The sequence below is a fragment of the Elioraea rosea genome (assembly GCF_007644105.1).
GTDB lineage: Bacteria > Pseudomonadota > Alphaproteobacteria > Acetobacterales > Acetobacteraceae > Elioraea_A > Elioraea_A rosea.
The window spans coordinates 75,733-101,444 of record NZ_VFAC01000009.1 but is presented as its reverse complement, the minus strand read 5'-3'; the positions used below and the strand labels follow the sequence as shown (position 1 = coordinate 101,444).

Below are 25,712 nucleotides of genomic sequence, written 5' to 3'. Positions count from 1 at the left end.
CCGGCCCCGGGTGTTCCCAGGGCAAGCCGTGACTGCGGCAGAAGCGATGCCCGAGGGGCGCGCGGCCGCGGGTGCGCAGGCCCCGCATGGCGGCCGGACAGGGGTCCGGCCGGCGGGTTCGAAGGAAGATACCGACCATATGGCCAATACCCAGACCGCTCCCGTCATGGAGGATTTCGCGTCCCTGCTCGACGAGACGCTCGGCAAGGACAGCGGCTTCGACGGAAGCGTGATCACCGGGCGCGTGCTGCGCCTCGACGGCGATGTCGCCGTCGTCGATGTCGGCCTCAAGTCCGAAGGCCGCGTCCCGCTGAAGGAATTTGCTCCGCCCGGCCAGAAGCCCGAGGTGAAGCCCGGCGACATGATCGAGGTCTATGTCGACCGCTACGAGGATCGCGACGGCTCGATCATCCTCTCCCGTGAGAAGGCCCGCCGCGAGGAGGCCTGGACCAACCTCGAGAAGGCCTTCGCCGCGCAGCAGCGCTGCAACGGCGTGATCTTCGGCAGGGTGAAGGGCGGCTTCACCGTCGATCTCGGCGGCGCGGTGGCGTTCCTCCCGGGCAGCCAGGTCGACATCCGCCCCGTGCGTGACGTCGGGCCGCTCATGGGCAGCCCGCAGCCCTTCCAGATCCTCAAGATGGACCGCGCGCGCGGCAACATCGTCGTCTCGCGCCGCGCCGTGCTCGAGGAAACCCGCGCCGAGCAGCGGGCCGAGCTGGTGCAGGGCCTGAAGGAGGGCATGATCCTCGACGGCGTGGTGAAGAACATCACCGACTACGGTGCGTTCGTCGATCTCGGCGGCGTCGATGGCCTCTTGCACGTGACCGACATCGCCTGGCGGCGCATCAACCACCCGTCCGAGGCGCTGCAGGTCGGCCAGACGGTGAAGGTGCAGGTGATCCGGTTCAACCAGGACACCCAGCGCATCAGCCTCGGCATGAAGCAGCTTCTCGCCGACCCGTGGGAGGGCGTTGCCGCCAAGTACCCGGTGGGCGCGAAGTACATGGGCCGGGTGACCAACATCACCGACTACGGCGCCTTCGTCGAGCTCGAGCCGGGCGTCGAGGGCCTCGTGCACGTCTCCGAGATGTCCTGGACGAAGAAGAACGTCCACCCGGGCAAGATCGTCTCCACCTCCCAGGAGGTCGAGGTGATGGTGCTCGACGTCGACCAGGTGAAGCGCCGCATCTCGCTTGGCCTCAAGCAGTGCATGCGCAACCCGTGGGAGGAGTTCCTCGACACCCACCCGGTCGGCTCGACCGTGTCGGGCGAGGTGCGCAACATCACCGAGTTCGGCCTGTTCCTCGGGCTCGCCGGCGACATCGACGGCATGGTCCACCTCTCCGACCTGTCGTGGGACGAGGCGGGCGAGACGGCGATCGCCAACTACAAGAAGGGCGACATGGTCGAGGCCAAGGTGCTCGACGTCGATGTCGAGAAGGAGCGCATCAGCCTCGGCGTGAAGCAGCTCTCGGCAGACCCGGCCGCCGGCGTGATGGACAAGCTCATCAAGGGCTCGGTCGTCACCTGCGTGGTCACCCAGGTGCAGGCGAACGGCATCGAGGTGAAGGTGGACGATGCCGTGACCGGCTTCATCCGCAAGGCCGAGCTCGCCCGCGACAGGCAGGACCAGCGGCCCGACCGGTTCGGCGTGGGCGACAAGGTCGACGCCAAGATCATCGCGGTCGATCGCCAGACGCGCCGCCTGACACTCTCGATCAAGGCGCGCGAGGTCGAGGAGGAGAAGTCGGCGATGGCCGAGTTCGGCTCCTCCGACAGCGGCGCCTCGCTCGGCGACATCCTCGGCGCGGCGATCCGTCGCCGGAACCAGATGGCGAGCGACGGCAAGGAATGAGGCTTCCGCCTTTCTGAGCGCGGCCTTGGGCGGGCGGCACCGGCGACGGTGCCGCCCGTTTCCTTTCCGGGGCCACGCATCCCCCTTGCCGCGCGTGACGCGGCGGCGCGGCTTTGGCATACCTCGCGCATGGCCCTCGAAAGCGACCTCCTGATCGACCGCCGCCGCCTCAAGCGCGGCATCGCGCTGTGGCGCGGCATCGCGCTCGCCGCCGTGCTCGGCGCGATCGTCCTGGCTGGCCTCGAGAGCGGGCCGGCGCGGTCCCTCCTCGGCGGGTCGGTCGCGCGGCTCTCCGTCTCCGGCGTCATCACCGAGGACCGTGACCGTGACCGCGCGCTCGCCTCCGTGGCGGAGGACGCGTCGGTGCGCGCGCTCGTGGTCGCGATCGACAGCCCCGGGGGCACGGTTGCAGGCGGCGAGGCGCTGCACCGGGCGCTCGCTTCCGTTGCAGCGAGGAAGCCCGTCGTCGCGGTGATGGGCGGCACGGCCGCCTCGGCCGGCTACATGATCGCGCTGCCTGCCGAACGCATCTTCGCCCGCGAGGCGACCGTCACCGGCTCGATCGGCGTGCTGATGCAGACGACCGAGTTCTCCGAGCTTCTCGACAGCCTCGGCATCCGCGCCGAGGCGCTGCGCTCCGGCCCGCTGAAGGACCAGCCCTCGCCCTTCCGGCCGCTGACCGACGAAGGCCGCGCGGCGCTGCAGGCGGTGGTGGACGATCTCTACGCGCAGTTCGTCTCGATGGTCGCCTCAGGCCGCCGCATGGACGAGGCACGCGTGCGCGCGATCGCCGATGGCCGCGTGTTCACCGGCCGCCAGGCGATCGCCGCCGGCCTCGTCGACGCGATCGGCGGCGAGGCGGAGGCGCGCAGCTGGCTTGCGGCGGAGAAGGGCGTGCCTGCGAGCCTGCCGTTCCGCGACGTCGCTGACGACGATCGTGACAGGCTCATTCCAAGGCTCCTGCGGGAGGCCAGAAAAGCCCTTGTTTCAGAACGGCTTAGCCTTGACGGTCTGATGGCTGTCTGGCACCCTTCAACCTTAGGCTGGGTGCGGGGGGGAGGCGAATGACACGGTCCGAGCTGATCGCCGAGTTGGCGCGGCGCAATCCGCACCTTATGCAGCGCGATGTCGAGGCGATCATCACCACCGTGTTCGACGAGATCGTCGCCGCGCTCGCGCAAGGCAACCGCGTCGAGCTTCGCGGCTTCGGCGCCTTCTCCGTGAAGAAGCGCGACGCGCGCACGGGCCGCAACCCGCGCACCGGCGTGGCCGTCGAGGTGTCGGAGAAGGTCGTTCCGTTCTTCAAGGCCGGCAAGGACCTGCGCGAGAGGCTGAACCAGGGCGGCGGGCGTGTGGCCCAGCCGGCATCGGCCGGCCGCTGACCGGCGGCAGTCAAACGGGGGGAGCGGACAGTGCGTGCGTCATGGCTCATCACAATTCCGCTCGGCGCGCTGGTCGTGCTGTTCGCCGTCTCGAACACGCAGCTCGTCCGGCTGGGCCTCTGGCCGTTCGACATGACGGTGGAGCTGCCTCTCTCGGTGGCCGTTCTGGCCGTCTCGGCGGTGGCGTTCCTGCTCGGCGCACTCGTGGTGTGGACGGCAGGGCTGCCGACGCGGATGCGCGCGCGGCGGCTCGAGAACAGCGCCACCGCGCTGCGCGGCGAGGTGGACGAGCTTCGCCGCAAGCTCGCCCGCAGCCCCTCGGCCGAGCCTCCCCCGACTGCGCTTCTGACGAGGCGGTGACCGCTACTTCTTCGGCGTGCCGACGCGGATGTGGTTGCCGTCAGGGTCGACGAGCGTGAACTCCCGCATCCCGAACCATTTGTCCTCAGGCGCGGTCAGCCGCGGGATGCCGCGGGCGGGCAGGTGCGCGTGCGCCCACTCCGCGTACAGTGCATCGGCGTCGGCGACGCGGAGATAGCAGGAAACCGGGTTCTCCGGCGGCCAGACGCCGTCATCGGCATGGGCGTGAAGCTAAAGCGGGCCGCGCGTCAGGATCAGGTACCCGTGGCCGCCGCGCCACCGCGCCGAGGCGGTGAAACCGAGGGCGGCATAGAACTCCTCCATCACATCGAGGTCGCGGCTCGCGAGGATCGGGATGCAGCGCTCGGCGCCGGCGCGGGACGCCCCGGGCTTGGTCGTGGCTGCTCGATGCAGGCCTGCCACCGCTGAGTTCCCCCTGCACCCCTTTCCCTGTTCTCCGGGTCCCGGTTCTCCGGTTGGCGAAGCGTGGGGTGGCTGTTACAGGAAGCCTATGCTCTCCCTCCCTGATTCACAACAGAAACGGATCATCGCAGCCCTCGACACGCCCGATGCCGGCCGCGCCGCGTCCTGGGCCGCCGCGCTCGCGTCGCATGTCGGCCTGGTCAAGATCGGGCTCGAGCTCTTCGTCGCCTCGGGGCCGGGGGTGGTCGCCTCCGTCGCTGCGGCAGGCGCACCGATTTTCCTCGACCTCAAGCTGCACGACATCCCGAACACCGTAGCCGGGGCGACGCGTGCGGCCGCCTCCCTCGGCGTCGCGATGCTGACGATCCACGCAGCCGGCGGCCCGGCGATGGTCGCCGCCGCGCGGGAGGCCGCAGAGGGCGCGGGCGGGCGGCGTCCGATGATCCTCGCCGTCACGGTGCTGACGAGCCTCGGCGCGGCCGACCTCGCCGCGACCGGCGTCGCCGGCGGGCCCGCGCAGCAGGTGCTTCGGCTTGCACGGCTCGCAGTGGACAGCGGCGCGGACGGGCTCGTCTGCTCCGCCCACGAGGTCGCCCAGCTTCGCGCCGGACTGGGGCCTGGCGTGCCGCTCATCGTTCCCGGCATCCGCCCCGCGGGGGCAGACGCGGGAGACCAGAAGCGCGTGATGACGCCGAGCCAGGCCGTCCTTGCCGGGGCTGACTGGCTCGTCATCGGCCGGCCGATCACCGGAGCGGCCGACCCTGCCGAGGCGGCAAGGGCGATCGCGGCCTCGCTCGGATGAGCGTCACGGTCAAGATCTGCGGGCTTTCGGACGAGGCCGGCGTCGACGCAGCGGTCGAGGCCGGCGCAGACATGATCGGCTTCGTGTTCTATCCGCCGAGCCCGCGTGCGGTCACTCCCGCAGCGGCGGCGGCGCTCTCGGCGCGTCACGCGGGCGGCCCGCTTCACGTCGGCCTGTTCGTCGATGCGTCGGATGAGGCGCTCGCCGAAACGCTCGCCGCCGTCCCGCTCGACATGATCCAGCTGCACGGGAGGGAGGATGCCGCCCGCGTAGCCGCGGTCCGCGCGCGGTTCGGCCTGCCGGTGATGCGGGCCGTGGGCGTCGCGGCGCGCGAGGAGGTCGCAGCGGCAATCGTGGAATTCGGCAGCGTGGCCGACAGGCTGCTGTTCGACGCCAAGCCCCCGCCGCCCAGCACGCCCGGGGCCCTTCCCGGCGGCAACGCCGCTTCGTTCGACTGGGCGGTGATGCAGGGCGCCGCCGTGCCGGTCCCCTGGCTCCTCGCGGGCGGCCTCACTGCGGAGAATGTCGGCGAGGCGATCCGTATCGCCGGGGCCCCGGGCGTGGACGTCTCGAGCGGGGTCGAGCGCGCACGCGGCGTGAAGGATCCCAACCTGATCCGCGCCTTCATCGCCGCCGCGCGGGCGGGCTGAAGGGTCGCAACCCCGTCTCCCGTTGTCGTGAAATCGGTTTGGCGGATGACGAACATCCAGACCAAGCGTTGGAACAGATAAACATAGGACATTAGCTTCTGGTCATCCGATGCGGCGGCCATCGCCCCGCGTCTCTCGCGGAAAGCCTCCGCCGAGGTTCCAAAGATCGACAAAAGGATAACGACCATGACGAAGCTTTCCACGACCGCCCTCGCCCTGGCCCTGCTCGTCGGCGGCGCCGCCCCCGCATTCGCCTCCGCTGAGGCGCCCGTCGAGGGTACCGCGCGCCCGCTGGTTGCCGCGCAGCACGTCGGCGGCAACGGCGACGCCGCGCCGAGCTTCGGCCAGGCCTATGCGACCGTCGGCACGAACCCGAACGTCCGCATCGTCGCCTCTGGCCCGAGCTTCGACGTGATCCCGCTCGCGCTCGCGCCCCAGGCCGGCTCGCGTGGCTGATCACGCGTGATTGCCGAGGGCGGTTCCTCCCTCCCGCCCTCGCAGATGCCGCCTCCGGTCCTCTAGGCCGGGGGCGGCTTTTGCGCTAGGACCGCGCCTTCCGAACGGGAGGCGAGACGTGAACAAGCCCCTATCCCCAGCGTTGCCGAACAGCCTCAGGACGGGGCCGGACGAGCGCGGGCATTTCGGCAGCTTCGGCGGCCGCTATGTCGCCGAGACGCTGATGCCCCTGATCCTCGAGGTCGAGAAAGCCTACGAGGCCGCCAAGGCCGACCCTTCGTTCCAGGCGGAGCTCGACCGCTACCTCTCCGACTATGTCGGCCGCCCGAGCCCACTCTGGTTCGCCGAGCGGCTGACCAAGGCGCTCGGCGGCGCCCAGGTCTGGTTCAAGCGCGACGAGCTCAACCACACCGGCGCGCACAAGATCAACAACTGCATGGGCCAGATCCTGCTCGCGCGGCGCATGGGCAAGGGGCGCATCATCGCCGAGACGGGCGCGGGCCAGCATGGTGTCGCGACCGCAACGGTCTGCGCGCTGTTCGGGCTTCCCTGCACGATCTACATGGGTGCCACCGACGTCGCGCGGCAGTCGCCCAACGTGTTCCGCATGAAGCTTCTCGGCGCGGAGGTGAAGCCCGTCACCTCCGGCGCAGCCACGCTGAAGGACGCGATGAACGAGGCGCTGCGCGACTGGGTCGCCAACGTCACCGACACCTATTACCTGATCGGAACGGTCGCCGGCCCGCACCCGTATCCGGCGATGGTGCGCGACTTCCAGTCGGTCATCGGCATCGAGGCGAAGCAGCAGATGCTGCGCGCCGCCGGCCGCCTGCCCGACGTCGCGGTCGCCGCGATCGGCGGCGGGTCGAACGCGATGGGGCTGTTCTACCCGTTCCTCGACGACAGCGAGGTGAGGCTCATCGGCGTCGAAGCGGCCGGCCACGGGCTCGACAGCGGCCAGCACGCGGCGAGCCTGACCAAGGGTCGGCCTGGCGTTCTGCACGGCAACCGCACCTACCTCCTGCAGGACGAGTTCGGCCAGATCCTCGAGGCGCACTCGATCTCGGCCGGGCTCGACTATCCCGGCGTCGGGCCGGAGCATTCCTGGCTGCACGAGCTCGGGCGTGTCGAGTACGTCGCGGTCACCGACACCGAGGCGCTCGAGGCGTTCCAGCTCTGCACGCGCACGGAGGGAATCATTCCGGCTCTCGAACCGTCCCACGCGCTTGCGCACGTGGCGAAGATGGCGCCCGAGATGGACAAGGACGCGATCATCCTGATGAATCTCTGCGGCCGCGGCGACAAGGACATCTTCACCGTCGCCGAGGCCCTGGGGGTGAAGCTGTGAGCGGGTACCGCGTGGCAGACGGCGCTCCGAGCCGGATCGCTTCGCGCTTCGCAAGCCTCCGCGCCGAGGGGCGCGGCGCGCTGATCACCTTCGTCGAGGCCTTCGACCCCGACCGCGCGACCTCCGAAGCCCTACTTGCCGGCATGCCCGGCGCGGGGGCAGACCTCGTCGAGATCGGCGTTCCCTTCACCGATCCGATGGCCGATGGCCCGACGGTGCAGCGTGCGGGCCAGCGCGGGCTGAAGGCGGGCGCGACGCTTGCCGGAACGCTCGAGATGGTGCGCGGCTTCCGCGCGAAGGACAACGCAACGCCCGTCGTCCTGATGGGTTACTACAACCCCATCTACAGCTACGGGCCGGAGCGTTTCGCGAAGGACGCCGCAGAGGCCGGCGTGGACGGCCTGATCGTCGTCGACCTGCCACCGGAGGAGGCCGACGAGCTCACGGTCCACACCGCGCCGCAGCGGCTCGAGCTGATCCGCCTCGTCGCGCCGACGACGGACGAGAAGCGCCTTCCCGTCGTGCTCTCCGGGTCTGGCGGCTTCGTCTACTACGTCTCGATCACCGGCATCACCGGCACGCGCTCGGCGACCGAGGAACACCTCGCCGAAGCGATCCCCCGCATCCGGCGCGCGACCGACCTGCCGATCGCCATCGGCTTCGGCGTGCGGACGCCGGAGCAGGCGGCCGCGGCGGCACGCATCGCCGATGCGGCCGTGGTTGCCTCCGCCCTCCTCGACACGCTCGCGGGGGACCTCGACGAGGCGGGGCGCGCGAGGCCCGGTACGGTCGAGAAGGTGCTCGAGCAGGTGCGCGCGCTCGCCTCCGGCGTGCGGGGCGCACGCCGCCAGGCCGCCTGAGCGCAGCGGACAGGGACGCGATGAACTGGCTCACCAACTACGTCAGGCCGAAGATCCGCACGCTTCTCGGGCGGAAGGACGTGCCGGACAATCTCTGGCACAAGTGCCCGGCCTGCGAGCAGATGATCTTCCATCTCGAGCTCGCCAAGAACCTGCGCGTCTGCCCCAATTGCGGCCACCACATGCGGCTGCCGGCGAAGGAACGTCTTGCAAGCCTGATGGACGAGGGCTTCGCGACGATCGAGCTGCCCGCCGTGCCGGCTGACCCGCTGCACTTCCGCGACCAGAAGCGCTACGCCGACCGTCTGAAGGCAGCCCGCGCCGAGACCGAGCTCGATGACGCCATCATCGTCGCGCACGGAACGATCGGCGGGCAGCGTGCCGTCGTCGCCGTGTTCGCGTTCGACTTCATGGGCGGCTCGATGGGCACCGCCGTGGGCGAGGCGCTCGTCGCCGCAGCGAAGCTCGCGGTGCTGCAGGAGGCCGCCCTCATCGCGATCACCGCTTCCGGCGGTGCGCGCATGCAGGAGGGCGCGCTGAGCCTGATGCAGATGCCGCGCACCACCATCGCGGTGCAGATCGTGAAGGAAGCCGGGCTTCCCTACATCGTCGTGCTGACCGACCCGACGACTGGCGGCGTCACCGCCTCCTTCGCCATGCTCGGCGACATCCATGTCGCGGAGCCAGGCGCGATGATCGGCTTCGCCGGCGCACGCGTCATCGAGCAGACCGTGCGCGAGAAGCTTCCGGAAGGCTTCCAGCGCGCCGAGTATCTGAACGAGCATGGCATGGTGGACATCGTCGCCAGGCGGGCGGAGTTGCGCGACACGCTCTCACGCCTCATCGGGCTGCTCACCGAGCCCGCAGCCCGGCGCGCTGCGCGGCCGAGCGCCGAGGTGCTCGCGCTTCCCGGCATCTCGGAGGGCTGAGCCCCGCGCCATGGCGGCCTTGCCGTCGGAAGCGGTGATGGCGCGGCTCGCCCGCCTTCACCCGAAGCTGATCGACCTCTCGCTCGGGCGGATCGAAGGGCTCCTCGCGCGCCTCGGCCACCCGGAGCGGCGCCTGCCGCCCGTCCTGCACGTGGCCGGAACGAACGGCAAGGGCTCGACCTGCGCGTTCGCGCGCGCCATCGCCGAAGCGGCGGGGCTGCGCACGCATGTCTATACCAGCCCACATCTCGTGACGTTCCATGAGCGCATACGCCTCGCCGGCGCGCTCGTGACCGACGAAGCGCTGGCCGAGGCGCTCGAGCGCTGCGAGCAGGCCAATGGCGAGGCGCCGATCACCGTGTTCGAGATCGCGACCGCGGCGGCGTTCCTTCTGTTCGCAGAGATACCTGCCGATTTCCTGGTCCTCGAGGTCGGCCTCGGCGGCAGGCTCGATGCCACCAACGTCATCGAGCGCCCCGCAGCCTGCGCGATCACCTCGATCGCGATGGACCACATGGACTTCCTCGGCGACACGATCGGGGCGATCGCCTTCGAGAAGGCGGGGATCATGAAGCCGGGCGTGCCTTGCGCCACCGGCCTACAGTCGCCGCAGGCGATGGCCGTTCTCGCGGAGCGCTCCCGTTCCGTAGGCGCATCGTTGCTCGCGCGTGAGGACTCATGGCGCATCACGCCGCAAGCGGGCGGGCTTCGCTACGAGGACACCGCCGGCACGCTCGCGCTTCCGCGCCCGGCCCTGCCTGGCGCCCACCAGCACGACAATGCGGGCATCGCCATCGCCGCGCTGCGGTCGACGCGCGATGCGCGCTTCACCGATGCGGCCTTCGCCCAAGGGCTTGCGACGGCATCATGGCCCGCGCGGCTGCAGCGCCTGACGCATGGCCCGCTCGCCTCGCTCCTGCCGGAGGGGTGGGAGCTCTGGCTCGATGGCGGACACAACGAGGATGCGGGGCGCGCGCTTGCCGAACACATCGGGGCGGAGCGCGAACGGCCGTGGCATCTCGTCGTCGGCATGAAGGCGGGCAAGGCGACGGCCGGCTTCCTCGTGCCGCTGATCCCGCACGCGGCCAGCCTCTGGGCCGTGGCTGAGCCCGACCAGCATCTCGCCCAGCCGCCCGTGGCGATCGTCGAGGCCTCGGGCGGCGTGGCGCGCATCGGCCCGCGCGTGGCGGATGCGATCGCTGCGATCGCGCGCGAGAACCAGGGTCCCGCGCGCGTGCTGGTCTGCGGCAGCCTCTACCTCGCCGGCGTCGTGCTTGGCGACAATTCCTAGGCCGGGTCGAGACGCCAGATCGCGCCTTCGCGGCTGTCGGTCAGCAGGTAGACGCGGCCATCGGGGGCGACACGCACCTCGCGAATCCGCTCGCCGAACATCGAGATGCGCTCCTCGCCGGTGATGCGGTCACCCTCGCGCGTCAGGCGGACGAGGGAACGGTCGCGCAGCGCGCCGACGAGCAGGTTGCCGCGCCAGGCGGGGAAGGCATCGCCCGCCACCGCCGCGAAACCGGAAGGAGCGATCGAGGGAACCCACACCTTCAGGGCGTCCTCCATGCCGGGCAGGCTGCGGTTGTCGGTGATCGTCGCGCCGCCGTAGTTCACGCCATGCGTCGTGCGCGGCCAGCCATAGTTCGCGCCGCGCCTGATCAGGTTAACCTCGTCGCCGCCCTGCGGCCCGTGCTCGTGCGCCCAGAGCGCGCCGGTGGCCGGGTCCACTAGGAGGCCCTGGATGTTGCGGTGACCCCAGGACCAGATCTCCGGCCGCGCACCCTGGCGGCCGACGAAGGGGTTGTCCTGCGGCACGGCGCCGTCATCGGCGAGGCGGATGATCTTGCCGTTGAGGTCGCCGAGGTCCTGGGCGCGGTCCATCTGGAACCGGTCGCCGAAGCCGGCGAAGAGCATGCCGTCCTGGCCGAACGCCATGCGGCAGCCGAAATGCAGGCCGTTGCCCACGCGAGGGGTGACGGAAAGGATTGTCCGCGGCTCGGAGAAGCGCTCCCCCTCGAGCTTCAGCCGCGTGATCGTGCTCGAGGTGCCGCCCTGCCCCTCCGTCACGTGGCAGATATAGACGAAGCCGTTCTCGGCAAAGCGGGGATGGAGGACGACATCGAGCATGCCACCCTGCCGGTTGGCGACGGTGCCCGGCGTGCCGGCAAGCGGGTCTGAGAGGCGCCCGTCGGCGCCGACGAGGCGCACGCGTCCCGGACGCTCCGTCACCAGCATGCGGCCATCGGGAAGGATGGCGAGGCCCCAGGGGTTCTCGAGCCCACCGGCAACCGGCGTGACCCGGAAGGTCGCCCGCTCGCTGCGGACCGTCTCGGCCGAGGCGGCCGAGACGGCGAGAGCGAGAGGAAGGGCGAGAAGCAGGGGCTTCGGCATCGTCATCTCCCGGAGGCGTGGCACCGCACCGGGAGATGGGGCAGTCAGGCCGGGCGGGAAACCCTGCGCAGAGGGATCCGCACGGCAGCGACGATCACAGGTTCGCGTCCACCCAGGCGGTCAGGTTGCCCTTGCTGTCGGCGCCCATTTTGGTGGCGACGGGCTGGCCGCCCTTGAAGATCATCAGCGTAGGAATGCCGCGAACGGCGAAGCGGTTCGGCGTCACAGGGTTCTCGTCGACGTTCACCTTGGCGACGGTGAGCTTGCCCGCATAGTTCGCGGCAATCTCGTCGAGCGCAGGCGCGATCGTGCGGCAGGGCCCGCACCATTCGGCCCAGAAATCGACCAGCACCGGATGGTCGGCCTTCAGCACGTCCGTCTCGAAGCTGGCATCCGTCACGGGCTTGGTGCTCGTGCTCATGCATCTCTCCGGGTTGTCGCCAGGGGGCTGGTTCTGGCGCTCTTGGGTAGTATTGGTTCTAGCATGCAGGGCTGGAAACCCGGCAACCCGGGCCTAGTCCAGGTCCCGTGTCAGCGCTAGATGGGCGCGGGAGCGTGCCGGTCCAACAGCGCGTCGGGCAGTTCCATCATGCGCGCGGCGTATGTCCAGACGAGCGCGCAGCGCACCGGCCGCCCAGGGAACACGCCCCGGAGAACGTCGCGATAGGCCGCCATCTGGCGCAGATAGGCGGCCGAGACATCCTCCACCCTCTCGGGCGGGGGGCGGTTCGTCTTGAAGTCGGCGACCAACACCTCCGTCTCCGTCACCGTCAGCCGGTCGACCTGGCCGGCGACCACGCGGTCACCGACGCGGCCGACGACGGGGGCCTCGGCGAGCGCCTCGGGGGCGAATAGCGGGGCGAAGCCAGGGTCCTCGACGATGGCGAGCGTCTCGGCAGCGATCTCCTCGATCTCGCCGTCGGAAAGGCCGAGGCCGGGCGCGGCGAGGTGCGCGCGCGCCGCTGCTCGCCGCTGTGCGGGCGGCAGGTCGGGCAGGTGCTGCAGAAGCGCGTGGATCAGCAGGCCGCGCCGGAAGCGCCGCGCGCCACGGTCCCCGCCCCGCACGGGGGAGGCGGCGGCCGGCTCGTCGCCCTCCTCGCGCGATGGCGCAAGCGGTCGTGGCGGCGAAGCCTCCTCCGGCGGCGGCTCGCGCGCCCAGGCCGGAACCGGGCCTGTGACCACTGGCCGGGCGTTCTCCACCTCCCGCGTCCTGTCCGGCGCGTCCTCCTGTGCCGTGGCGTAGCGCCAGCCTCCCGTGCGCCAGCCGGGGTCACCCAGAAGCGCGCCGGGGTCGAACCCGGTCTCCTCCGCCCCGAGGGGCGCGAGGCGGCGGAACCCGGCCTCGACGAGGTCAAACCAGCAGCCGGGCTCCTTTCCCGCGTTCCTGCGGTTCAGCGCGCCGGTGACAAGGAGCCTGTCCTCCGCGCGGGTGAGAGCGACGTACAGCAGCCTGCGGTACTCCTCGCGCTCGCGCTCCTGCTCCTCCGCCCGCGCGGCATCGATCGGCTCTGCGCGGAATTCCTTCCTCGGCGCCCAGAGCGGCACGTCGGCATGCGTCGCGCGATCGGCCACCCATACGAGCGGGTCGGGCCTGTCGGACACGGAGGTGGTGTCGGCGAGGATGACGACGGGGCTCTCGAGCCCCTTCGCGCCATGCACCGTCATCACCCGCACCTCGTTCGCGCCGGCCTCGTGCTCGCGCTTGATCTCGTTGCCGCCCGCGCGAAGCCAGGCGAGGAAGCCCTGCAACCCCGGCGGATGTGACCGCTCATGCGCGAGCGTCGCGTTCAGGAGCTCGTCGATCGGGTCGGCGGCATCGGGGCCGAGGCGGGCGAGTAGCCGCGCCCGCCCGCCCTGCGGCCCGAGAAGGCGCGCGATCAGCGCATGCGGCGTGTCGATGTCGGCACGTGCGGCGAGCGCGGAGAACCGCTCCTCCGCACGGCGCCATTCCTCCCGCTCATGCGCCCTGCGCCGAAGCGTGAAGCGGAGCGGCAGACGGCCGCGGCCGACCGCAAGATCCATTAGCGACGAATCGCCGAGGCCGAAGAGGGGCGAGCGCAGCGCTGCCGCGAAGGTGAGATCGTCCTCCGGCATCAGGAGCGAATCGAGGGTGGCGAGGATGTCCATCACCGCGAGCTCCTCGACCAGCGCGAGACGGTCGATGCCGCTGACGGGGACGTCGCGCCGCTTCAGTGCGCGCACGAGCTGGTTCACGAAGGCCCGCCTGCGGCGGACGAGCACGAGGATGTCGCCCGGGCGCATCGGGCGCCCGCGCGCGGGAAGCACCTCGCCGGAGCGAAGCCAGGCATCGATCTGCGCGGCCAGCGCATCGGCGAGCTTCTCCTCGCCGTCGCGCGCGCGGGCGCGTGGATTTGGGTCCCACTCCGTCGCCTCGGGAACCGGGTCGGGCGCGATGGGCGGCCAGAGCTCGACGCGCCCCGCCTGGCCCGCGCGCACGGGCCGATGCACGATCGCCCCGCCATCGAGGGCCACGCCGCGCGCGACGTCGGCATCGTCGAACACGGCATCGACGAGCGCGAGCACCGGCGCGGCGGAGCGGAACGACACCGCCACCTGTTCGGCGCGGAAATGATCCTCGCCGTGCACGGCAGTGACGCGCGCTGCCGTGCGCTCGCGCGCCCTCGCGAACTCCGCCGGTGCCGCACCCTGGAAGCGGTAGATGCTCTGCTTCACGTCGCCGACGGCAAAGAGCGTGCGGGCGACGCCGTCGCGCGCGCCCTCGCCCGCGAAGAACTCCTCGGTGAGACGCTCGACGACTTCCCATTGCGCGGCAGAGGTATCCTGCGCCTCGTCGAGCAGGACATGGTCGAGCCCGCCGTCGAGCTTGTACTGAACCCACGCCGTGTCGGTGCTTGCGAGCAGCGCGCGCGCCCTGCCGATCAGGTCGTCATAGTCGAGGCCGGCGCGCGCATTCTTGCGCTTCTCGTAGGCCGCGATCACCGGCGACACGAGGCGGATCAGGGCCGAGGAGGCGGTGGCCGCGCGAAGCGCACGGCGCTGGCGCTCGACCTCGAGCACGAACTCGGCTTCGGCCTCCATCGCGCTTGCGATGTCGCCCATCGCCGCGACGGCCTGCCTGGTTGCGAGCCGGGAGCGGATCACTCCCTTGTCGGTCAGGAACACGCAGCACCAGTCATCCCACCGCGCTGTGCGCGCCTCCGGCTCCCGCGCGAGCCAGGCGCGCATCAGGATGGCCCGGTCCTTGTCCTCCTTGCCGCAGCCTGCGAACACCTCGGCCGCGCGGGCAAGGATGGCGAAGTCGCGGCCGCACGCGCGGGCCAGAAGCTCCTCCTCCGTCTCGTCGAGGCCGACGGAGAGCACGCGGCGCTGCATCGTCGCGACGCCGTCGGGAGCGTTCGAGGCAGCGAGCGCGCGGGAGAGGCGCCCACGCGAGCCCAGAACCTGCGTCACGAGGCCGGAGAAGCTGTCCGACGCGGCAAGCGGCGCGACGGTCTCAAGCGCGACGGCGATCTCCGGCGAGACTTCCCCGAGCGCCTCGTCGCGCGCGGCGGCAAGCAGGTCCTGCGAGTCGCGCTCCTCGATCAGCGCGAAGTGCGGCGCGACATGCGCCTCGATCGGGAAGCGGCGCAGCAGGCTCTGGCAGAAGGCGTGGATGGTCGCGATCCTGAGGCCGCCTGGCTGGTCGAGCACGCGCGCGAACAGGCCGCGCGCGCGCGTTCTCGTTTCCTCGTCGACCGCAACGCCAAGCCCCTCGAGCGCGTCGGCGAGCGCATCGTCAGGCAGGGCCGCCCATTCGCCGAGGCGTGTTGCCAGCCGCGTCGCCATCTCCGCTGCCGCGGCCCGGGTGTAGGTGAGGCAGAGGATACGGCCTGGCTCGCACCCGCCGAGCAGAAGCCTGAGCACGCGCGCCGTCAGAAGCGTGGTCTTGCCCGAACCGGCCGAGGCGCTAACCCAGGCGGAAACGGAGGGATCGGCCGCGCGGCGCTGCGCCGCGATCGCTTCCCGGCGGGCGTCGCCCGTGCTCATTCGCCGCCCCACTCGGCGATGCGCGCGAGGTGAATGTAGTCGGAGAAGGCAGGCGCGCGATGCGGATGCGGGCGGACGTGATAGGCCGTGCCGCCATCGGCATAACGTGCGCGCAATGCCTCGAATCGCTCCCACGCGGCTGCGGCGAGCAGGCCCACGTCACCGCTGACCGGCTTGGCTTCCGCCGGCTCGAAACCGCCCGTCAACCGCCAATAGGCGAGCGAGGCCGGCGCGGCGCGGCCTATGTCGGCGAAGGCGCCGCGTGCGGCCATCGCCGCCTCGAGCGTGAGCTGGATCGCGTAGGCCTCCTCGATCTCGCGCTTCTCGGGGATGGAGCCTGTCTTGTAGTCGATCAGCGCGAGCGTTCCGTCTGCGAGACGATCGATCCTGTCTGCGCGGCCGTGCAGAACGAAGCCGTCCGGCAGGAGGAGCTCGCCCTTGATCTCGGCGAAGCTGCCGCTGACACCGTCGCGCTCGCGCCGCTCACGCTCGGTGGCCGCGACCCAGCCGGCGATTCGTGCGAGGCGGGGCCGCCAGAACGCCGCGCGGGCGGGGGCGGCGAGCGCTCCGAGGCGCCTCTCGCCGTCAGCGATGATCCAGGAGCGGAATGCGCCCTCGCCTGGCCAGCCCTCCTTCGCCGAGCGCCTGAGCGCGGCGGCGATGGTGTCGTGGATCAGGCTTCCCCAGTCCCCGCCATCGACGGGCTGGTCGATCGGCGCGAGAGGGCGGAGGCCGAGCACATGGCGTACGTAGATCGCGAACGGGTCGCGCAGCCACGTCTCGATCTCCGTCACCGACAAGCGTTTCGGTCGCAGCACGAGCGGCGGCTTCGGTTCGGGTCGCTTCTCAGGGATCACCTCGAGCGGGGCATCGAGCGCGCGGGCGAGCGCAAGCCAGTCGGCGGGCGGGGCGAGGTGCTGGCCGTCGCCGAGCTGGCTGCGCAGGAACGCATCGAGGCGGACGAGCCAGCGGCTCGGCACGGTCGGTGCGCCATCGACACGGCGTGCGCGCGTCAACAGCACCTCGGGGCAGCAGGAGACGAGCTGGCTCACGTCATGCGCCGCCTGGCCAATCGCTGCCTCTGGCGAGGCGAGCCCGAACCGCACCCGCATCGGACGCGACAGCCAAGGCCCGGGGTCGACCGCCGCCGGCCAGGTTGCCTCGTTCAGCCCGCCGAGCACGGCAAGATCGACCGACTGGAGCCGTGCTTCGAGCACGCCCCAGATGAAGAGGCGCGGGTGCGGCGCATCGAGCCCGGCCGAGCCGATACGGCGAAGGCGAACCTCGACGCCTTCGAACAGCGCTTCGAACAGGCCGGGCCATTCAGCCGGAGAGCAGGGCGGCAGACCGTCGAGCGACTCCATCGCCTCGGCCATGCGCTCGGCCGCCGCCTCGCCGGCTTCGAGCGCCCAGAGACGATCGGCGCCGGCCTCGGCATCGCTCGCGGCCAGCGCCTCGGCAGAGGCAAGCGTCGCGGCAAGGAAACGCGCCGGCGGTGCCGACCCGATCGCGAGTGCGCCAAGCAACGGTGCGAGCGCCGCACGCAGGGCCTCGAGCACCCGCCCGACGGCCGCCAGACCGCGTGGCCGGTACGGTGGTGGAATGGACGCGGCATGGGCAAAGGCCTGATCGAGACCGTCGAGGCCAGGGGCCGGTCGCGGGCCGCGCAGCAGCGCCGCCTCGAGCAGGCGAACCGCGGCGCGGAACCGCCCGGGCGCCATGCCTCCGGCAGCGAGCGGGTGCTTGAGAAGGGCAAGCAGCGGGATGGGCGCGAGCTTCTCCACGCAGGCGCTCACGAGAAGGCGCAGGAACACGCCTGGCGGCGTCGCGCCGAGCGGGCGGCCGGCGCTGTCATCGGCACGCACGCCGAAGCGGCCGAGCGCTGCGGCGACGCGCTGGGCGAGCGCGCGGTCCGGCGTGATGAGCGCGGCGCGGCGGCCGGGCGTCTCGAGCGCAGCACGCAACGCAAGCGCGATGGCGAGCGCTTCCTCGTTCTGGTCCGACGCATCGATGCGCGACAGCCCGCCGATGCCTTCGCGCACGCCGAGCCTGTCCTGCCGCCGCCAATCGACCATGCCGGATGCGGGAAGCATCGCCCGCGCAACGACCGCGGACCGCATGGGGCTGCCACCCGCGCCAGCACCAGGATGGTCCCACACGCCCACATCGGCGCGGGTGGCGCCGATCGTGGCAAGCAGCGTCCTCAGCCCCGCCTGGGGGTGCGATTCCAGCATCGACTCCCAGGGCTCGTCGGCCATGGCGAGGTCGAGCCCGGGAAGCACGACGGTGCCGCGCGGCAAGCGGGCGACGGTACCGAGAAGCCGCGCGATGGCCGGAATGCTGCCGGCCGAGCCCGCGCCATACACCGGGGTGGCGGGAGGAGCGGCGAGCCATGCCTTTCGGCGCGCCTCGAGCATGGCGACGAGCCGTGCCGCGGGGTCCATCAGCCCGTTCTCGGCGAGCCATCGCGGCCAATGCTCGGTGACGATCTCGAGGAAGCGCACTGTGCGCTGCCAATGCTCGGCATAGGCCGCCTCGGCAGCGTCTGCGAGGCGCGCGGGGTCAGCCTCCTCGCGGGCGATCTCGTCGAGAAGCGTCGCGAGCTCGCCGGCAAGGCGGAAGCCATGGTCTAGCCCGTCGGACCCGATGCTCCGTTCGATCGCGAGCACGAGGCGGGCGAGCGCTGCCTGGCGGCGAAGCGCAGGCACCGGCGGAGGGGGCGGCGCAACGCCTGCGATCACCGCGGCCTCGTCATTCGCCTCGGCAAGCGCGATGACGCGGGGCAGAAGAAGCGGGCGGCCATCGGTCAACCGCAGGAAGGCTTCCGACAGTCCACGCGCGGCGCGGCGCGTCGGCAGAAGCACGGTCATGCGCGCAAGCGCCGCGGGATCCTCGCCCGCATCACGCCAAAGCCCTTGCGCGAGCGAATCGAGAAACGGCACATGGGCGGGGATGGCGAGAAGGCGCGGGGCCCGAGCTGCGGTGGTCTGCGCCTCAGCGGGCATAGGAGAATGCCGAGACGCGTCCGCGCAGAAGCTCCTCGGCCTCCGTCAGATCCTCCGGCGTCGAGAGATGCAGCCAGATCCCGTCATGCACCACGGCGTGCAGGCGCCCGGCAGCCATGGCGCGGTTCCACATCAGGTTCGTGCTGAACGGCCCCTCCGGCGCGCCCTCGAACAGCGCGGGCGAGACAAGCTGAACGCCGGCATAGAGATAGGGAACGATCTCCTTCTCCTTCGGCCGGCGCACGACGCCGAGTGGGTCGACCGCGAAGTCGCCGCGGCCGACATGGAAGGGGAGAAGCGAGGCGCGATGCACGAGCAGGAGCGCATCCATCGCCTGCGGCTCGAACGCCGCGGCGAGGCGGGCGAGCGCTGGCGTCGCCCCGTCGAGCCAGAACGCATCGCCGTTGACGACGAAGAATGGCTCCGGCCCCAGCCGCGGCAGGGCGTTGACCACGCCGCCGCCCGTTTCGAGAAGCACGGGCTCGTTGCTCTCGATGATGGTGGGCCGGGTGCGCGCGCCGAGCACGTCGAGAACGCGGTCGCGCTGCCAGTGCGTATTGACGACGACGGTGTCCACGCCGGCATCGGCGAGGTGGTCGAGCGCGCGATCGAGCAAGGTTCGCCCAGCCACGGGAAGCAGCGGCTTCGCCGTCGTCTCCGTCAGCGGGCGCATGCGGGTGCCGAGGCCCGCGGCCATCACCATCGCGCGTTTCGGCGGCGCAATCATGCCGCGCGCGCCTCCGGTGCTCGGCGGAGTGCGGGCGGGACGTGCGCATCGAACCACGCAGCGAGCGGTGCGCAGGAAGGATGCGCGAGCGTCTCGGCAAGCAGGCGCCAGGTGCGGGGCGCGTGCGCGAGATAATGCGGCTTGCCGTCGCGGCGTTCGAGCCTGGTCCAGAGCGCCGCCACGCGGGCGTGGCGCATCGCCGCGTGCGCCGCGAAGGCTGCGTCGAACCGCGCTGCGTCGAGCCCGCACGCATGGGCCAGATAGCGCGCACGCATGCTCTCGGCCAGCCAGGCCGGAACGTCGCGGCGCGCATCCTCAAGCAGGCTCGCGAGATCGTAGGCGCGATGGCCAATGCCCGCGTCCTGGAAGTCGAGAAGGCCGCAGGCGGCGGCACCGACGCGACCGGGCAAGCGAAGCAGGTTGTCGACATGGAAGTCGCGCAACGCAAGAACGGGCGCATCGGCAGCGAACGGCGCAAGCATGGCCGTGCACGCCTCCTCGAAGGACGCGATAACGGCCGCGCGCGGCTCGCCGCCAAACATCGCCGGCCACCACCAGTCGAGCAGCGTTGCCTTCGCCGCGGCGGTCATCTGCGCCGGCCCCCACGCGGGGGCCCAGGCCGGCGGCGGCGCCTGGTGGAGCACCGCAAGCGCATCGACGGCGAGCCCATAGAGCGCGGCCTCGTCCTCGCCTCCGGCCAGAAGCGCCGTGAACGTGTCGGTTCCGAGGTCCTCGACAATGGCAAGGCCCGCGGCGTCGTCCGCGCCGATGATGGACGGCGCGGAGAGGCCGAGCGACCGGAGGTGCTGCGCGACGCGCACGAACGGCCCGACCGTCTCCTTCCCCGGCGGGCAGACCATCAGCAGCGCCGGACGCGGCCCACCCTCGAGCCGCTCGTAGCGACGGAACGAGGCATCGCCCGGAAGTGCGTGGCGCGCGGCATCGGCGAAGCCGTGCCTGGCGAGAAAGTCTTCGACGGTCACGGCAGGTCCTCCAGACGTCCTGCCCATCCCTCGAGCACCGCGTCCCGCGCGCCCGGATCGCCAGGCACGGGCGAGAGGGTGATCGAGAGAGCATCCGGCGGCACGGCGATCCCGAGGCGCTCGGGCCATTCGACGACGACGATGCCTTCGCGCGCATCCTGCCAGCCGAGCTCGGCAAGCTCCTCCACCGCTTCGGTTCGCCAGAGATCGTAGTGCGTGAGCGTGGTGCCGGAGGGAAGGCTGTACGTCTGTGCCAGGGTGAAAGAGGGGCTCGGCACGACAAGGGATGGATCGCCGCTTGCGGCGCGGACCAGAGCACGGGCGAGCGTCGTCTTTCCCGCGCCGTAGGAGCCGCGCAGCAGGATCGCATCCCCCGCCCGCATGACGGCGGCGATTGCCGCGCCAAGGCGTTCGGTCGCCCCCTCGTCCTCGAGCCTGCGCTTGAGTGCGCTTGCCGCTGCCATCCTCTCCAGCGCCAGCCTTGTCGCGAATCGCATCGCCCAGTCTGCCACCACCGGCCGGCTTGCGCGACCGGGGCAGCGGCGTATCTATGCCAGGGACCGACGCAGGAGACGATCATGGCGGCAGCGACGGAAACCGACGTATGCATCATCGGCGCGGGCCCCGTCGGGCTGTTCGCGGTGTTCCAGTGCGGCATGCTCAAGATGCGGTCTGTCGTCGTCGATGCGCTCGACGCGATCGGCGGCCAGTGCATCGCGCTCTATCCCGAGAAGCCGATCTACGACATCCCCGCCTATCCCTCGATCGATGCCGCGGCGCTGATCGAGAGGCTGATCGCCCAGGCCGCGCCCTTCGCGCCGGACTATCGGCTCGGGCGCAGGGTGGAGACGTTGGCGCGGGAGGGCGACGGCCGGCTACGGCTGACGACGAGCGCGGGCGACACGATCCTTGCGCGTGCCGTGATCATAGCCGCAGGCGCAGGCGCGTTCGGCCCCAACCGCCCGCCGCTCGAGGGGCTGGAGCAGTATGAGGGGTCGAGCGTCTTCTACGCCGTGCAGCGGCGCGAGGCGTTCCGCGGCAAGCGGGTGGTGATCGCCGGCGGAGGCGACTCGGCGGTCGACTGGGCCGTCAGCCTTGCCGATGTCGCCGCGTCCGTCGCCGTCGTGCATCGACGCCCGAAGTTCCGCGCAGCACCCGAGACGGTGTCGCGCATGGAGGCGCTGGCCGAGGCAGGGCGGGTTCAGCTCGTCGTTCCCTACCAGCTGCTCGCGCTCCATGGCGCGAACGGCATCCTGAGCGGGGTGGAGGTCGCCACCCTGAAGGGCGAGACGCAGGTCATCCCGGCCGATATCCTTCTGCCGTTCTTCGGGCTTGCGATGGAACTCGGCCCGATCGCGGATTGGGGGCTCGGGCTCGATCGGAACCACATCACCGTCGCCGCAGCGACGTGCGCGACGAACGTGGCGGGGGTTTTCGCCGTCGGTGACGTGGCAAGCTACCCGGGCAAGCTCAAGCTGATCCTCCAGGGCTTCTCCGAATGCGCCATGGCGGCACACGCGATCCACCCGCTCGTCTACCCCGACGTCGCGCTCCATTTCGAGTACAGCACGACCAAGGGCGTGCCGGCCGCCGCCTGATCGCAGGCTAGAGGAGGCTAGCGAAGCTCGGCGTCGTCTCCTGCGGCGGGCTCGCCCTGACGACCTCGAGCGCATCCCCGAACCACGCGACGAAGCGGTCGGCGTGCTTGCCGGTGCCGATCGGGTACTGGCGAAGCCTCCATGGATTGTCCGAGCCCTCCTGCGGGTAGCAGTTGCCCGCATTGTAGGCACAGGCAACGAGGGGCGGATCGAAATTGGTAATCCGCGCCTGCTGCCGGATATAGGCGGTTCCCGCCCGGATCGACGTCTCCGGGTCAAGCAGCTTGGCGCGGTCGATCGAGGGGTCGTTCAGCGTTCCGCGCGCGGTGCTGATCAAGGTCTGCATCAGGCCCGGCGATACCCGATGGGGCGTTGCCTCGTCGGAGGTGAAGCCAGGCTCCTCGCGAAGAGCGTTCGGATTGCCGCCGCTCTCGGTTGCAATCGTGGCCAGGATGAGCTCGAGCGGAACGCCGTAGGCCGCCGCACACTTCTCGATGGGCGCACGGAAGTCGCGCCAGATTCGCGTGAGCGTCTGCGGCTCGCCGCCGCTGCGCCGCGCCTTGGTCTCATCACCGACTACGATGCCCTGCGACGTCAGGCGCCAGGTCTGCCCGCCGGGCGCCTGCTGTGGCGCCCCGTGCCGCTTCGACAGGCGCTCGACATAGGGGCGGATGAGATCGCGCCAGTCCCCTTGATCGGCGATCGCCGATGGAGGGACGCGGATCTGGGGTACGGGATCGGCGGAGGCGCGGTTAGAGAACAGCGCACTCCAGGTGTCGCGGCCTACGATGCCGTCGACATCGATTGTCGGGTTGCGCGCGCGCAGCTTTCGCTGGAAGGCGACGACGCCGTCATGCGTCGCGGGGCCGAAGATGCCGTCTGCACTGCCGATCAGCGAGCCGTCCCGGATCAGGGCGCGCTGGACCTCGCGCACATCGTCTCCACGCATCAATGGGAACTTCCACGACAGCTCGCGGGCAAGCGTCGATGTCATGGGCCGCATCCCGGGATGCTGGCGCGGCGGGTGGCGGCATCGCTCGCAAGGCGGCTGAGCAGGGCCCGGTCCTCGGCATCGGGATTGGCCGCCAGCCCGGCCGTGGCAAGCCGGCCTGCCTCGCGCGCGCGTTCGCAGCGAACCGCGTCGGCACCCGCACCGGGTCGGGCGAGGAAAAGTGCAGCGGAGCCGCCGATCGCTTCGCGCTTCGGTGGCGGCAGCCCAGCGGCGACCTGGGCCGACTCGCGCGCGAACGGGACACCGGAGGCGACGGTATCGAGCTCCGCGCGGCAGTAGAGAGCCTGCGCCCGCCCGAGCCGATGCGCGCCCTGATCGGCAGGCGTGAAGCCCGAGGCGGTCGACGCCATCGCTGCGGCGTATTCGGAAGCGGCGCAGTCGAGATCCGCTCGCCGTGACGGCGACGCGGCAGGACAGGCCGCTCCCGCCGCGCGATCGGCCAAGGCCAGGGAAAGACAGGCCTCGGCACGGATGGCGTGGAGACGACCGCAAGCCTGCTTCTCAGCGGTGCAGGAGGCGGCGACGGGCTCGTTGGCGATGTCGCGGAGCCGACCCTCCTTCCGCGCGGCATCATACCGTTCGAGCTGCGCAACGTCCGGATCCAGCACACGGCCCACTTGCTGACATCCGGCAAGAAGCACGACGGCGGCGAGGATCACCCTGCAGATCATCGCCCCGCCCTTCCCTCGGCTGCCGTGGCGCGCTGCAGATCGGCGATGACCGAGGCGGGGTCCACCTTCTTCTCGCGCAGGTTGCCAACCATCATGACGAGCGCCTCGAGAGCAGCCCTCTCTTCGTCGGTCGCGTCCTTGAGCACGCCGCCATCCAGCACCTTGTTCACAGCCTCGATCGGTGGCGGCGCAACGCCGAGCGTGGCAGCAACCGTTGCAACGGTGTCGGGCTTCACGTCGTTGGCGGCCTGTTCGGCAAGCAACGCGCGGCGGAACTCGTCCAGCCCCGCCTGCATCTCCTCGCGGCTCTCGAACAATGCGGCATCCCCGCCGAACATGGTCCAGAGCCGGTCAGCGGCATCGTCGCGCGCGACGATATCCAGAAGCGTGGCGAAGAACCCCGGCTCGTGACGCTTCTCGGCGAATACGCGCGTGAAGATCGCGCAGCGCTCCATGCGGATCTCTGCCGAACTCGGAGTGATCACGCCGAAATCGATCAGCGTTCCTTCGTATGGCGCGGCAAGGATTCGCGCACGCCAACGCCGATACTCGGCCGAGCCAAGCTGCCAGCCGAGACCGAGCACCATCGCGACACCGGCCACGGGGCCGAGCGCGCCCATGCCGGGCAGCGCGCCTGCGGCCTTGCCCAGCAGGCTGCCGACCGGCGAGCCGCCGAGGAGATCCTGTCCCGCCTTGAGCACCGCGCCAACCGAGGCCTCGGAGATCTCGCCGCCTGCGATCGCGCGTGCGCCCTCCGCGGCGCTGCGCGCACGCTTGATGAGGTCGCTCGCACCCTCCGGCAGCACCCCCTTTGGCAGGGCGGGGCCGAGCACGTTGACGAGCACCTCGGCTGCGGCGAGATGCCGGTCGACCTTGGCGATTCCGTCCTGCAGCCTGGTCGGTCGTGTCGCGTCCTCGGCGGCGGTGCCGACCCTGACTTCGGCCGCGCTGGCCCGCGCCTCGGCAGCCCGAACCTCTCCCTGGACGGTCGACAACGTGCCGGCCAGCTGCCTCGCTGTCTGCGCGTCGCCAGCTCCGGAGCGGGTGCCGAAATAGAACGCGAACACGCTCATCACGATGCCGTTGATGTAGCCGGCGATTGCGGCGTCGAGCCTCAGTGCGTTGGCGAAGAGAAGCAGTGGCAGGCCGATCAGGCCAACAATCAGCGCGAGCAGCGCCCGGATCGTGCCCTCCGGCAACGCCAGCGGCAGGTCCTTGAGGTTGGCGAGCCGGTCAGGCGGGATGGTCGGGTCCCGCAACAGTCGGAAGAAGTTTCCGGCAAGCCACCACATGAACACGCCGACGGAGATGCCAATGAGGAAGACGAGCAAAGCAGCGAGGTTTGCCACGCCCTCACCGCGATCGAGCGCAGCGGCGAGCGTGCCAACGCCCGGCACGTCGATCCATTGCGCCGCCTTCAGCACAAGGATGATCGCAACGCCGACCATCACGATCTGGAACGGGAGCTTGATGGCAGCGAGGGCAGCTTCGCGGTTCACGGTGTGACGGTTCTCCCGTGCCTGGCTTGTCGATGGTCCCCAGCCCTTCCGGGATAGCATCGTTGCGCACACGGCCGCGTGTCAATCGCAGCCTGCACGTACTGCGTGCCGCCGCGCCTGATCCTGACGTCTCGAGCCGCGTTGGGTTGGCAAGGCGTGTGTTCCAGGCGAAGGTGCGGCCGCGGAGGAGAGACAGGATGAATGCAATGACCCAAGGGTCGGATACGGCAGCGGTAGCCTGGAAGGATGCGGTGTTCGCCGCGCTGAAGGCTGCGGACGTCAGGCAGATCCACTACGTGCCCGATGCCGGCCATGCCCGCGCAATCGAACTCGCCCACCGGGATCCAGACATACGCGCGGTTGTCCTCACCACCGAGGAGGAGGGCGTCGCTGCATGCGCCGGGGCCTGGCTCGGGGGCGAGCGCGCGGCCCTGCTCATGCAGTCCTCCGGCGTCGGCAACTGCATCAACATGCTCTCGCTCGTCGAGAATTGCCGGCTGCCGATGCTGCTTCTCGTAACCATGCGAGGCGAATGGGCCGAATTCAACCCATGGCAGGTTCCGATGAGCCGGGCGACCGAGACGGTGCTGACGGCCATGGGTGTGCGCTGCTTCCGTGTCGAACGCCCCGAGGAGGTGGGTGACGTCGTGGCAGCCGCGGCTGACTTGGCGTTCGGCGCCGAACAGGCAGTGGCAATCCTGCTCGGGCAGCGACTGATTGGACGGAAGGTGTGGAAATGACCGCGTCGCC

24 protein-coding genes are annotated in these 25,712 nt (G+C 70.8%); 13 read left to right on the top strand and 11 right to left on the bottom strand.

Annotation, left to right across the window (positions count from 1 at the left end; all coding sequences use genetic code 11):
* Positions 1 to 139 precede the first annotated feature (139 nt).
* From rpsA to FIF60_RS08565, 4 genes are all read left to right on the top strand, one after another.
* Complete coding sequence (gene rpsA, locus FIF60_RS08580) at positions 140 to 1,855, top strand: 30S ribosomal protein S1 (RefSeq protein ID WP_144185647.1); 1,716 nt, start codon at positions 140 to 142, stop codon at positions 1,853 to 1,855.
* Between the two features lie 129 nt (positions 1,856 to 1,984).
* The gene (gene sppA, locus FIF60_RS08575; RefSeq protein WP_144185646.1) at positions 1,985 to 2,923 is read left to right on the top strand and encodes a signal peptide peptidase SppA; all 939 of its coding nucleotides are present in this window, start codon (positions 1,985 to 1,987) and stop codon (positions 2,921 to 2,923) included.
* On the top strand, positions 2,920 to 3,237 hold the full coding sequence (gene ihfB / locus FIF60_RS08570; RefSeq protein WP_144185645.1) for an integration host factor subunit beta: 318 nt from the start codon (positions 2,920 to 2,922) through the stop codon (positions 3,235 to 3,237). Before sppA ends, ihfB begins: the two co-directional genes overlap by 4 nt.
* 30 nt (positions 3,238 to 3,267) lie before the next feature.
* Positions 3,268 to 3,597 (top strand): lipopolysaccharide assembly protein LapA domain-containing protein, encoded by a 330-nt coding sequence (locus tag FIF60_RS08565; RefSeq protein ID WP_239451560.1) that lies wholly within the window; start codon positions 3,268 to 3,270, stop codon positions 3,595 to 3,597.
* A gap of 231 nt (positions 3,598 to 3,828) precedes the next feature.
* On the opposite strand, the gene FIF60_RS08560 is transcribed toward FIF60_RS08565, so the two are convergent.
* Positions 3,829 to 4,020 (bottom strand): VOC family protein, encoded by a 192-nt coding sequence (locus FIF60_RS08560; protein ID WP_144185644.1) that lies wholly within the window; start codon positions 4,018 to 4,020, stop codon positions 3,829 to 3,831.
* An 88-nt stretch (positions 4,021 to 4,108) separates the two neighbouring features.
* On the opposite strand from FIF60_RS08560, the gene pyrF reads away from it, so the two are divergent.
* The 7 genes from pyrF to FIF60_RS08525 all read left to right on the top strand — a co-directional run bounded on the left by pyrF (position 4,109) and on the right by FIF60_RS08525 (position 10,356).
* Entirely contained in the window at positions 4,109 to 4,822 is a 714-nt protein-coding gene (gene pyrF, locus FIF60_RS08555) for an orotidine-5'-phosphate decarboxylase (protein ID WP_144185643.1), read from the top strand.
* Entirely contained in the window at positions 4,819 to 5,472 is a 654-nt protein-coding gene (locus FIF60_RS08550) for a phosphoribosylanthranilate isomerase (RefSeq protein WP_144185642.1), read from the top strand. Before pyrF ends, FIF60_RS08550 begins: the two co-directional genes overlap by 4 nt.
* Positions 5,473 to 5,658: 186 nt before the next feature.
* Positions 5,659 to 5,928, top strand: coding sequence for a hypothetical protein (locus tag FIF60_RS08545; RefSeq protein ID WP_144185641.1), 270 nt, complete (start codon positions 5,659 to 5,661; stop codon positions 5,926 to 5,928).
* A 118-nt stretch (positions 5,929 to 6,046) separates the two neighbouring features.
* On the top strand, positions 6,047 to 7,276 hold the full coding sequence (gene trpB, locus FIF60_RS08540; RefSeq protein WP_144185640.1) for a tryptophan synthase subunit beta: 1,230 nt from the start codon (positions 6,047 to 6,049) through the stop codon (positions 7,274 to 7,276).
* An 11-nt stretch (positions 7,277 to 7,287) separates the two neighbouring features.
* Entirely contained in the window at positions 7,288 to 8,136 is an 849-nt protein-coding gene (gene trpA / locus FIF60_RS08535; protein WP_144185639.1) for a tryptophan synthase subunit alpha, read from the top strand.
* A gap of 20 nt (positions 8,137 to 8,156) precedes the next feature.
* Positions 8,157 to 9,065, top strand: coding sequence for an acetyl-CoA carboxylase, carboxyltransferase subunit beta (gene accD / locus FIF60_RS08530; protein WP_144185638.1), 909 nt, complete (start codon positions 8,157 to 8,159; stop codon positions 9,063 to 9,065).
* A 10-nt stretch (positions 9,066 to 9,075) separates the two neighbouring features.
* The gene (locus FIF60_RS08525; RefSeq protein ID WP_144185637.1) at positions 9,076 to 10,356 is read left to right on the top strand and encodes a bifunctional folylpolyglutamate synthase/dihydrofolate synthase; all 1,281 of its coding nucleotides are present in this window, start codon (positions 9,076 to 9,078) and stop codon (positions 10,354 to 10,356) included.
* Here FIF60_RS08525 and FIF60_RS08520 read toward each other — a convergent pair.
* The 7 genes from FIF60_RS08520 to tsaE all read right to left on the bottom strand — a co-directional run bounded on the left by FIF60_RS08520 (position 10,353) and on the right by tsaE (position 20,646).
* The gene (locus FIF60_RS08520) at positions 10,353 to 11,459 is read right to left on the bottom strand and encodes a PQQ-dependent sugar dehydrogenase (RefSeq protein ID WP_144185636.1); all 1,107 of its coding nucleotides are present in this window, start codon (positions 11,457 to 11,459) and stop codon (positions 10,353 to 10,355) included. The two genes, FIF60_RS08525 and FIF60_RS08520, sit on opposite strands and share 4 nt — an antisense overlap.
* Before the next feature lie 94 nt (positions 11,460 to 11,553).
* On the bottom strand, positions 11,554 to 11,880 hold the full coding sequence (gene trxA, locus FIF60_RS08515; RefSeq protein ID WP_144185635.1) for a thioredoxin TrxA: 327 nt from the start codon (positions 11,878 to 11,880) through the stop codon (positions 11,554 to 11,556).
* 116 nt (positions 11,881 to 11,996) lie between these two features.
* A complete protein-coding gene (gene addA, locus FIF60_RS08510) occupies positions 11,997 to 15,467 on the bottom strand; it encodes a double-strand break repair helicase AddA (RefSeq protein ID WP_144185634.1) in 3,471 nt (1,156 codons plus the stop codon).
* A complete protein-coding gene (addB, locus tag FIF60_RS08505) occupies positions 15,464 to 18,472 on the bottom strand; it encodes a double-strand break repair protein AddB (protein ID WP_144185633.1) in 3,009 nt (1,002 codons plus the stop codon). Before addB ends, addA begins: the two co-directional genes overlap by 4 nt.
* On the bottom strand, positions 18,462 to 19,199 hold the full coding sequence (locus tag FIF60_RS08500; protein WP_144185632.1) for a nucleotidyltransferase family protein: 738 nt from the start codon (positions 19,197 to 19,199) through the stop codon (positions 18,462 to 18,464). Before FIF60_RS08500 ends, addB begins: the two co-directional genes overlap by 11 nt.
* Complete coding sequence (locus FIF60_RS08495; RefSeq protein WP_239451559.1) at positions 19,196 to 20,182, bottom strand: aminoglycoside phosphotransferase family protein; 987 nt, start codon at positions 20,180 to 20,182, stop codon at positions 19,196 to 19,198. Before FIF60_RS08495 ends, FIF60_RS08500 begins: the two co-directional genes overlap by 4 nt.
* Positions 20,179 to 20,646, bottom strand: a complete 468-nt coding sequence (gene tsaE / locus FIF60_RS08490) for a tRNA (adenosine(37)-N6)-threonylcarbamoyltransferase complex ATPase subunit type 1 TsaE (protein ID WP_144185671.1) — start codon at positions 20,644 to 20,646, stop codon at positions 20,179 to 20,181. The genes FIF60_RS08495 and tsaE overlap by 4 nt, the downstream gene beginning before the upstream one ends.
* Before the next feature lie 114 nt (positions 20,647 to 20,760).
* Here tsaE and FIF60_RS08485 point away from each other — a divergent pair, with 114 nt between their 5' ends.
* On the top strand, positions 20,761 to 21,780 hold the full coding sequence (locus FIF60_RS08485; protein WP_144185630.1) for an NAD(P)/FAD-dependent oxidoreductase: 1,020 nt from the start codon (positions 20,761 to 20,763) through the stop codon (positions 21,778 to 21,780).
* Positions 21,781 to 21,787: 7 nt separating this feature from the next.
* Here the strand turns inward: FIF60_RS08485 and FIF60_RS08480 are convergent, their stop codons facing one another.
* Genes FIF60_RS08480 through FIF60_RS08470 form a run of 3 tightly spaced genes read right to left on the bottom strand, consistent with a single transcriptional unit; the run spans position 21,788 to position 24,962 of the window.
* A complete protein-coding gene (locus FIF60_RS08480) occupies positions 21,788 to 22,774 on the bottom strand; it encodes a transglycosylase SLT domain-containing protein (RefSeq protein WP_158639122.1) in 987 nt (328 codons plus the stop codon).
* Entirely contained in the window at positions 22,771 to 23,463 is a 693-nt protein-coding gene (locus FIF60_RS08475) for a hypothetical protein (protein WP_144185628.1), read from the bottom strand. Before FIF60_RS08475 ends, FIF60_RS08480 begins: the two co-directional genes overlap by 4 nt.
* Complete coding sequence (locus tag FIF60_RS08470; RefSeq protein WP_144185627.1) at positions 23,460 to 24,962, bottom strand: hypothetical protein; 1,503 nt, start codon at positions 24,960 to 24,962, stop codon at positions 23,460 to 23,462. Before FIF60_RS08470 ends, FIF60_RS08475 begins: the two co-directional genes overlap by 4 nt.
* A 197-nt stretch (positions 24,963 to 25,159) precedes the next feature.
* Between FIF60_RS08470 and FIF60_RS08465 the strand changes: the two genes are divergently transcribed.
* Positions 25,160 to 25,702, top strand: a complete 543-nt coding sequence (locus FIF60_RS08465; RefSeq protein ID WP_239451558.1) for a thiamine pyrophosphate-binding protein — start codon at positions 25,160 to 25,162, stop codon at positions 25,700 to 25,702.
* Positions 25,703 to 25,712: the final 10 nt, after the last annotated feature.

Excerpts from the sequence above, each read along its gene's own strand:
- rpsA (WP_144185647.1), top strand. The coding sequence starts at position 140 with ATGGCCAATACCCAGACCGCTCCCGTCATGGAGGATTTCGCGTCCCTG.
- sppA (WP_144185646.1), top strand. The coding sequence starts at position 1,985 with ATGGCCCTCGAAAGCGACCTCCTGATCGACCGCCGCCGCCTCAAGCGC.
- ihfB (WP_144185645.1), top strand. The coding sequence starts at position 2,920 with ATGACACGGTCCGAGCTGATCGCCGAGTTGGCGCGGCGCAATCCGCAC.
- pyrF (WP_144185643.1), top strand. The coding sequence starts at position 4,109 with ATGCTCTCCCTCCCTGATTCACAACAGAAACGGATCATCGCAGCCCTC.
- FIF60_RS08550 (WP_144185642.1), top strand. The coding sequence starts at position 4,819 with ATGAGCGTCACGGTCAAGATCTGCGGGCTTTCGGACGAGGCCGGCGTC.
- FIF60_RS08545 (WP_144185641.1), top strand. The coding sequence starts at position 5,659 with ATGACGAAGCTTTCCACGACCGCCCTCGCCCTGGCCCTGCTCGTCGGC.
- accD (WP_144185638.1), top strand. The coding sequence starts at position 8,157 with ATGAACTGGCTCACCAACTACGTCAGGCCGAAGATCCGCACGCTTCTC.
- FIF60_RS08525 (WP_144185637.1), top strand. The coding sequence starts at position 9,076 with ATGGCGGCCTTGCCGTCGGAAGCGGTGATGGCGCGGCTCGCCCGCCTT.
- FIF60_RS08520 (WP_144185636.1), bottom strand. The coding sequence starts at position 11,459 with ATGCCGAAGCCCCTGCTTCTCGCCCTTCCTCTCGCTCTCGCCGTCTCG.
- trxA (WP_144185635.1), bottom strand. The coding sequence starts at position 11,880 with ATGAGCACGAGCACCAAGCCCGTGACGGATGCCAGCTTCGAGACGGAC.
- addA (WP_144185634.1), bottom strand. The coding sequence starts at position 15,467 with ATGAGCACGGGCGACGCCCGCCGGGAAGCGATCGCGGCGCAGCGCCGC.
- addB (WP_144185633.1), bottom strand. The coding sequence starts at position 18,472 with ATGCCCGCTGAGGCGCAGACCACCGCAGCTCGGGCCCCGCGCCTTCTC.
- FIF60_RS08500 (WP_144185632.1), bottom strand. The coding sequence starts at position 19,199 with ATGATTGCGCCGCCGAAACGCGCGATGGTGATGGCCGCGGGCCTCGGC.
- tsaE (WP_144185671.1), bottom strand. The coding sequence starts at position 20,646 with ATGGCAGCGGCAAGCGCACTCAAGCGCAGGCTCGAGGACGAGGGGGCG.
- FIF60_RS08485 (WP_144185630.1), top strand. The coding sequence starts at position 20,761 with ATGGCGGCAGCGACGGAAACCGACGTATGCATCATCGGCGCGGGCCCC.
- FIF60_RS08480 (WP_158639122.1), bottom strand. The coding sequence starts at position 22,774 with ATGACATCGACGCTTGCCCGCGAGCTGTCGTGGAAGTTCCCATTGATG.
- FIF60_RS08475 (WP_144185628.1), bottom strand. The coding sequence starts at position 23,463 with ATGATCTGCAGGGTGATCCTCGCCGCCGTCGTGCTTCTTGCCGGATGT.
- FIF60_RS08465 (WP_239451558.1), top strand. The coding sequence starts at position 25,160 with ATGAATGCAATGACCCAAGGGTCGGATACGGCAGCGGTAGCCTGGAAG.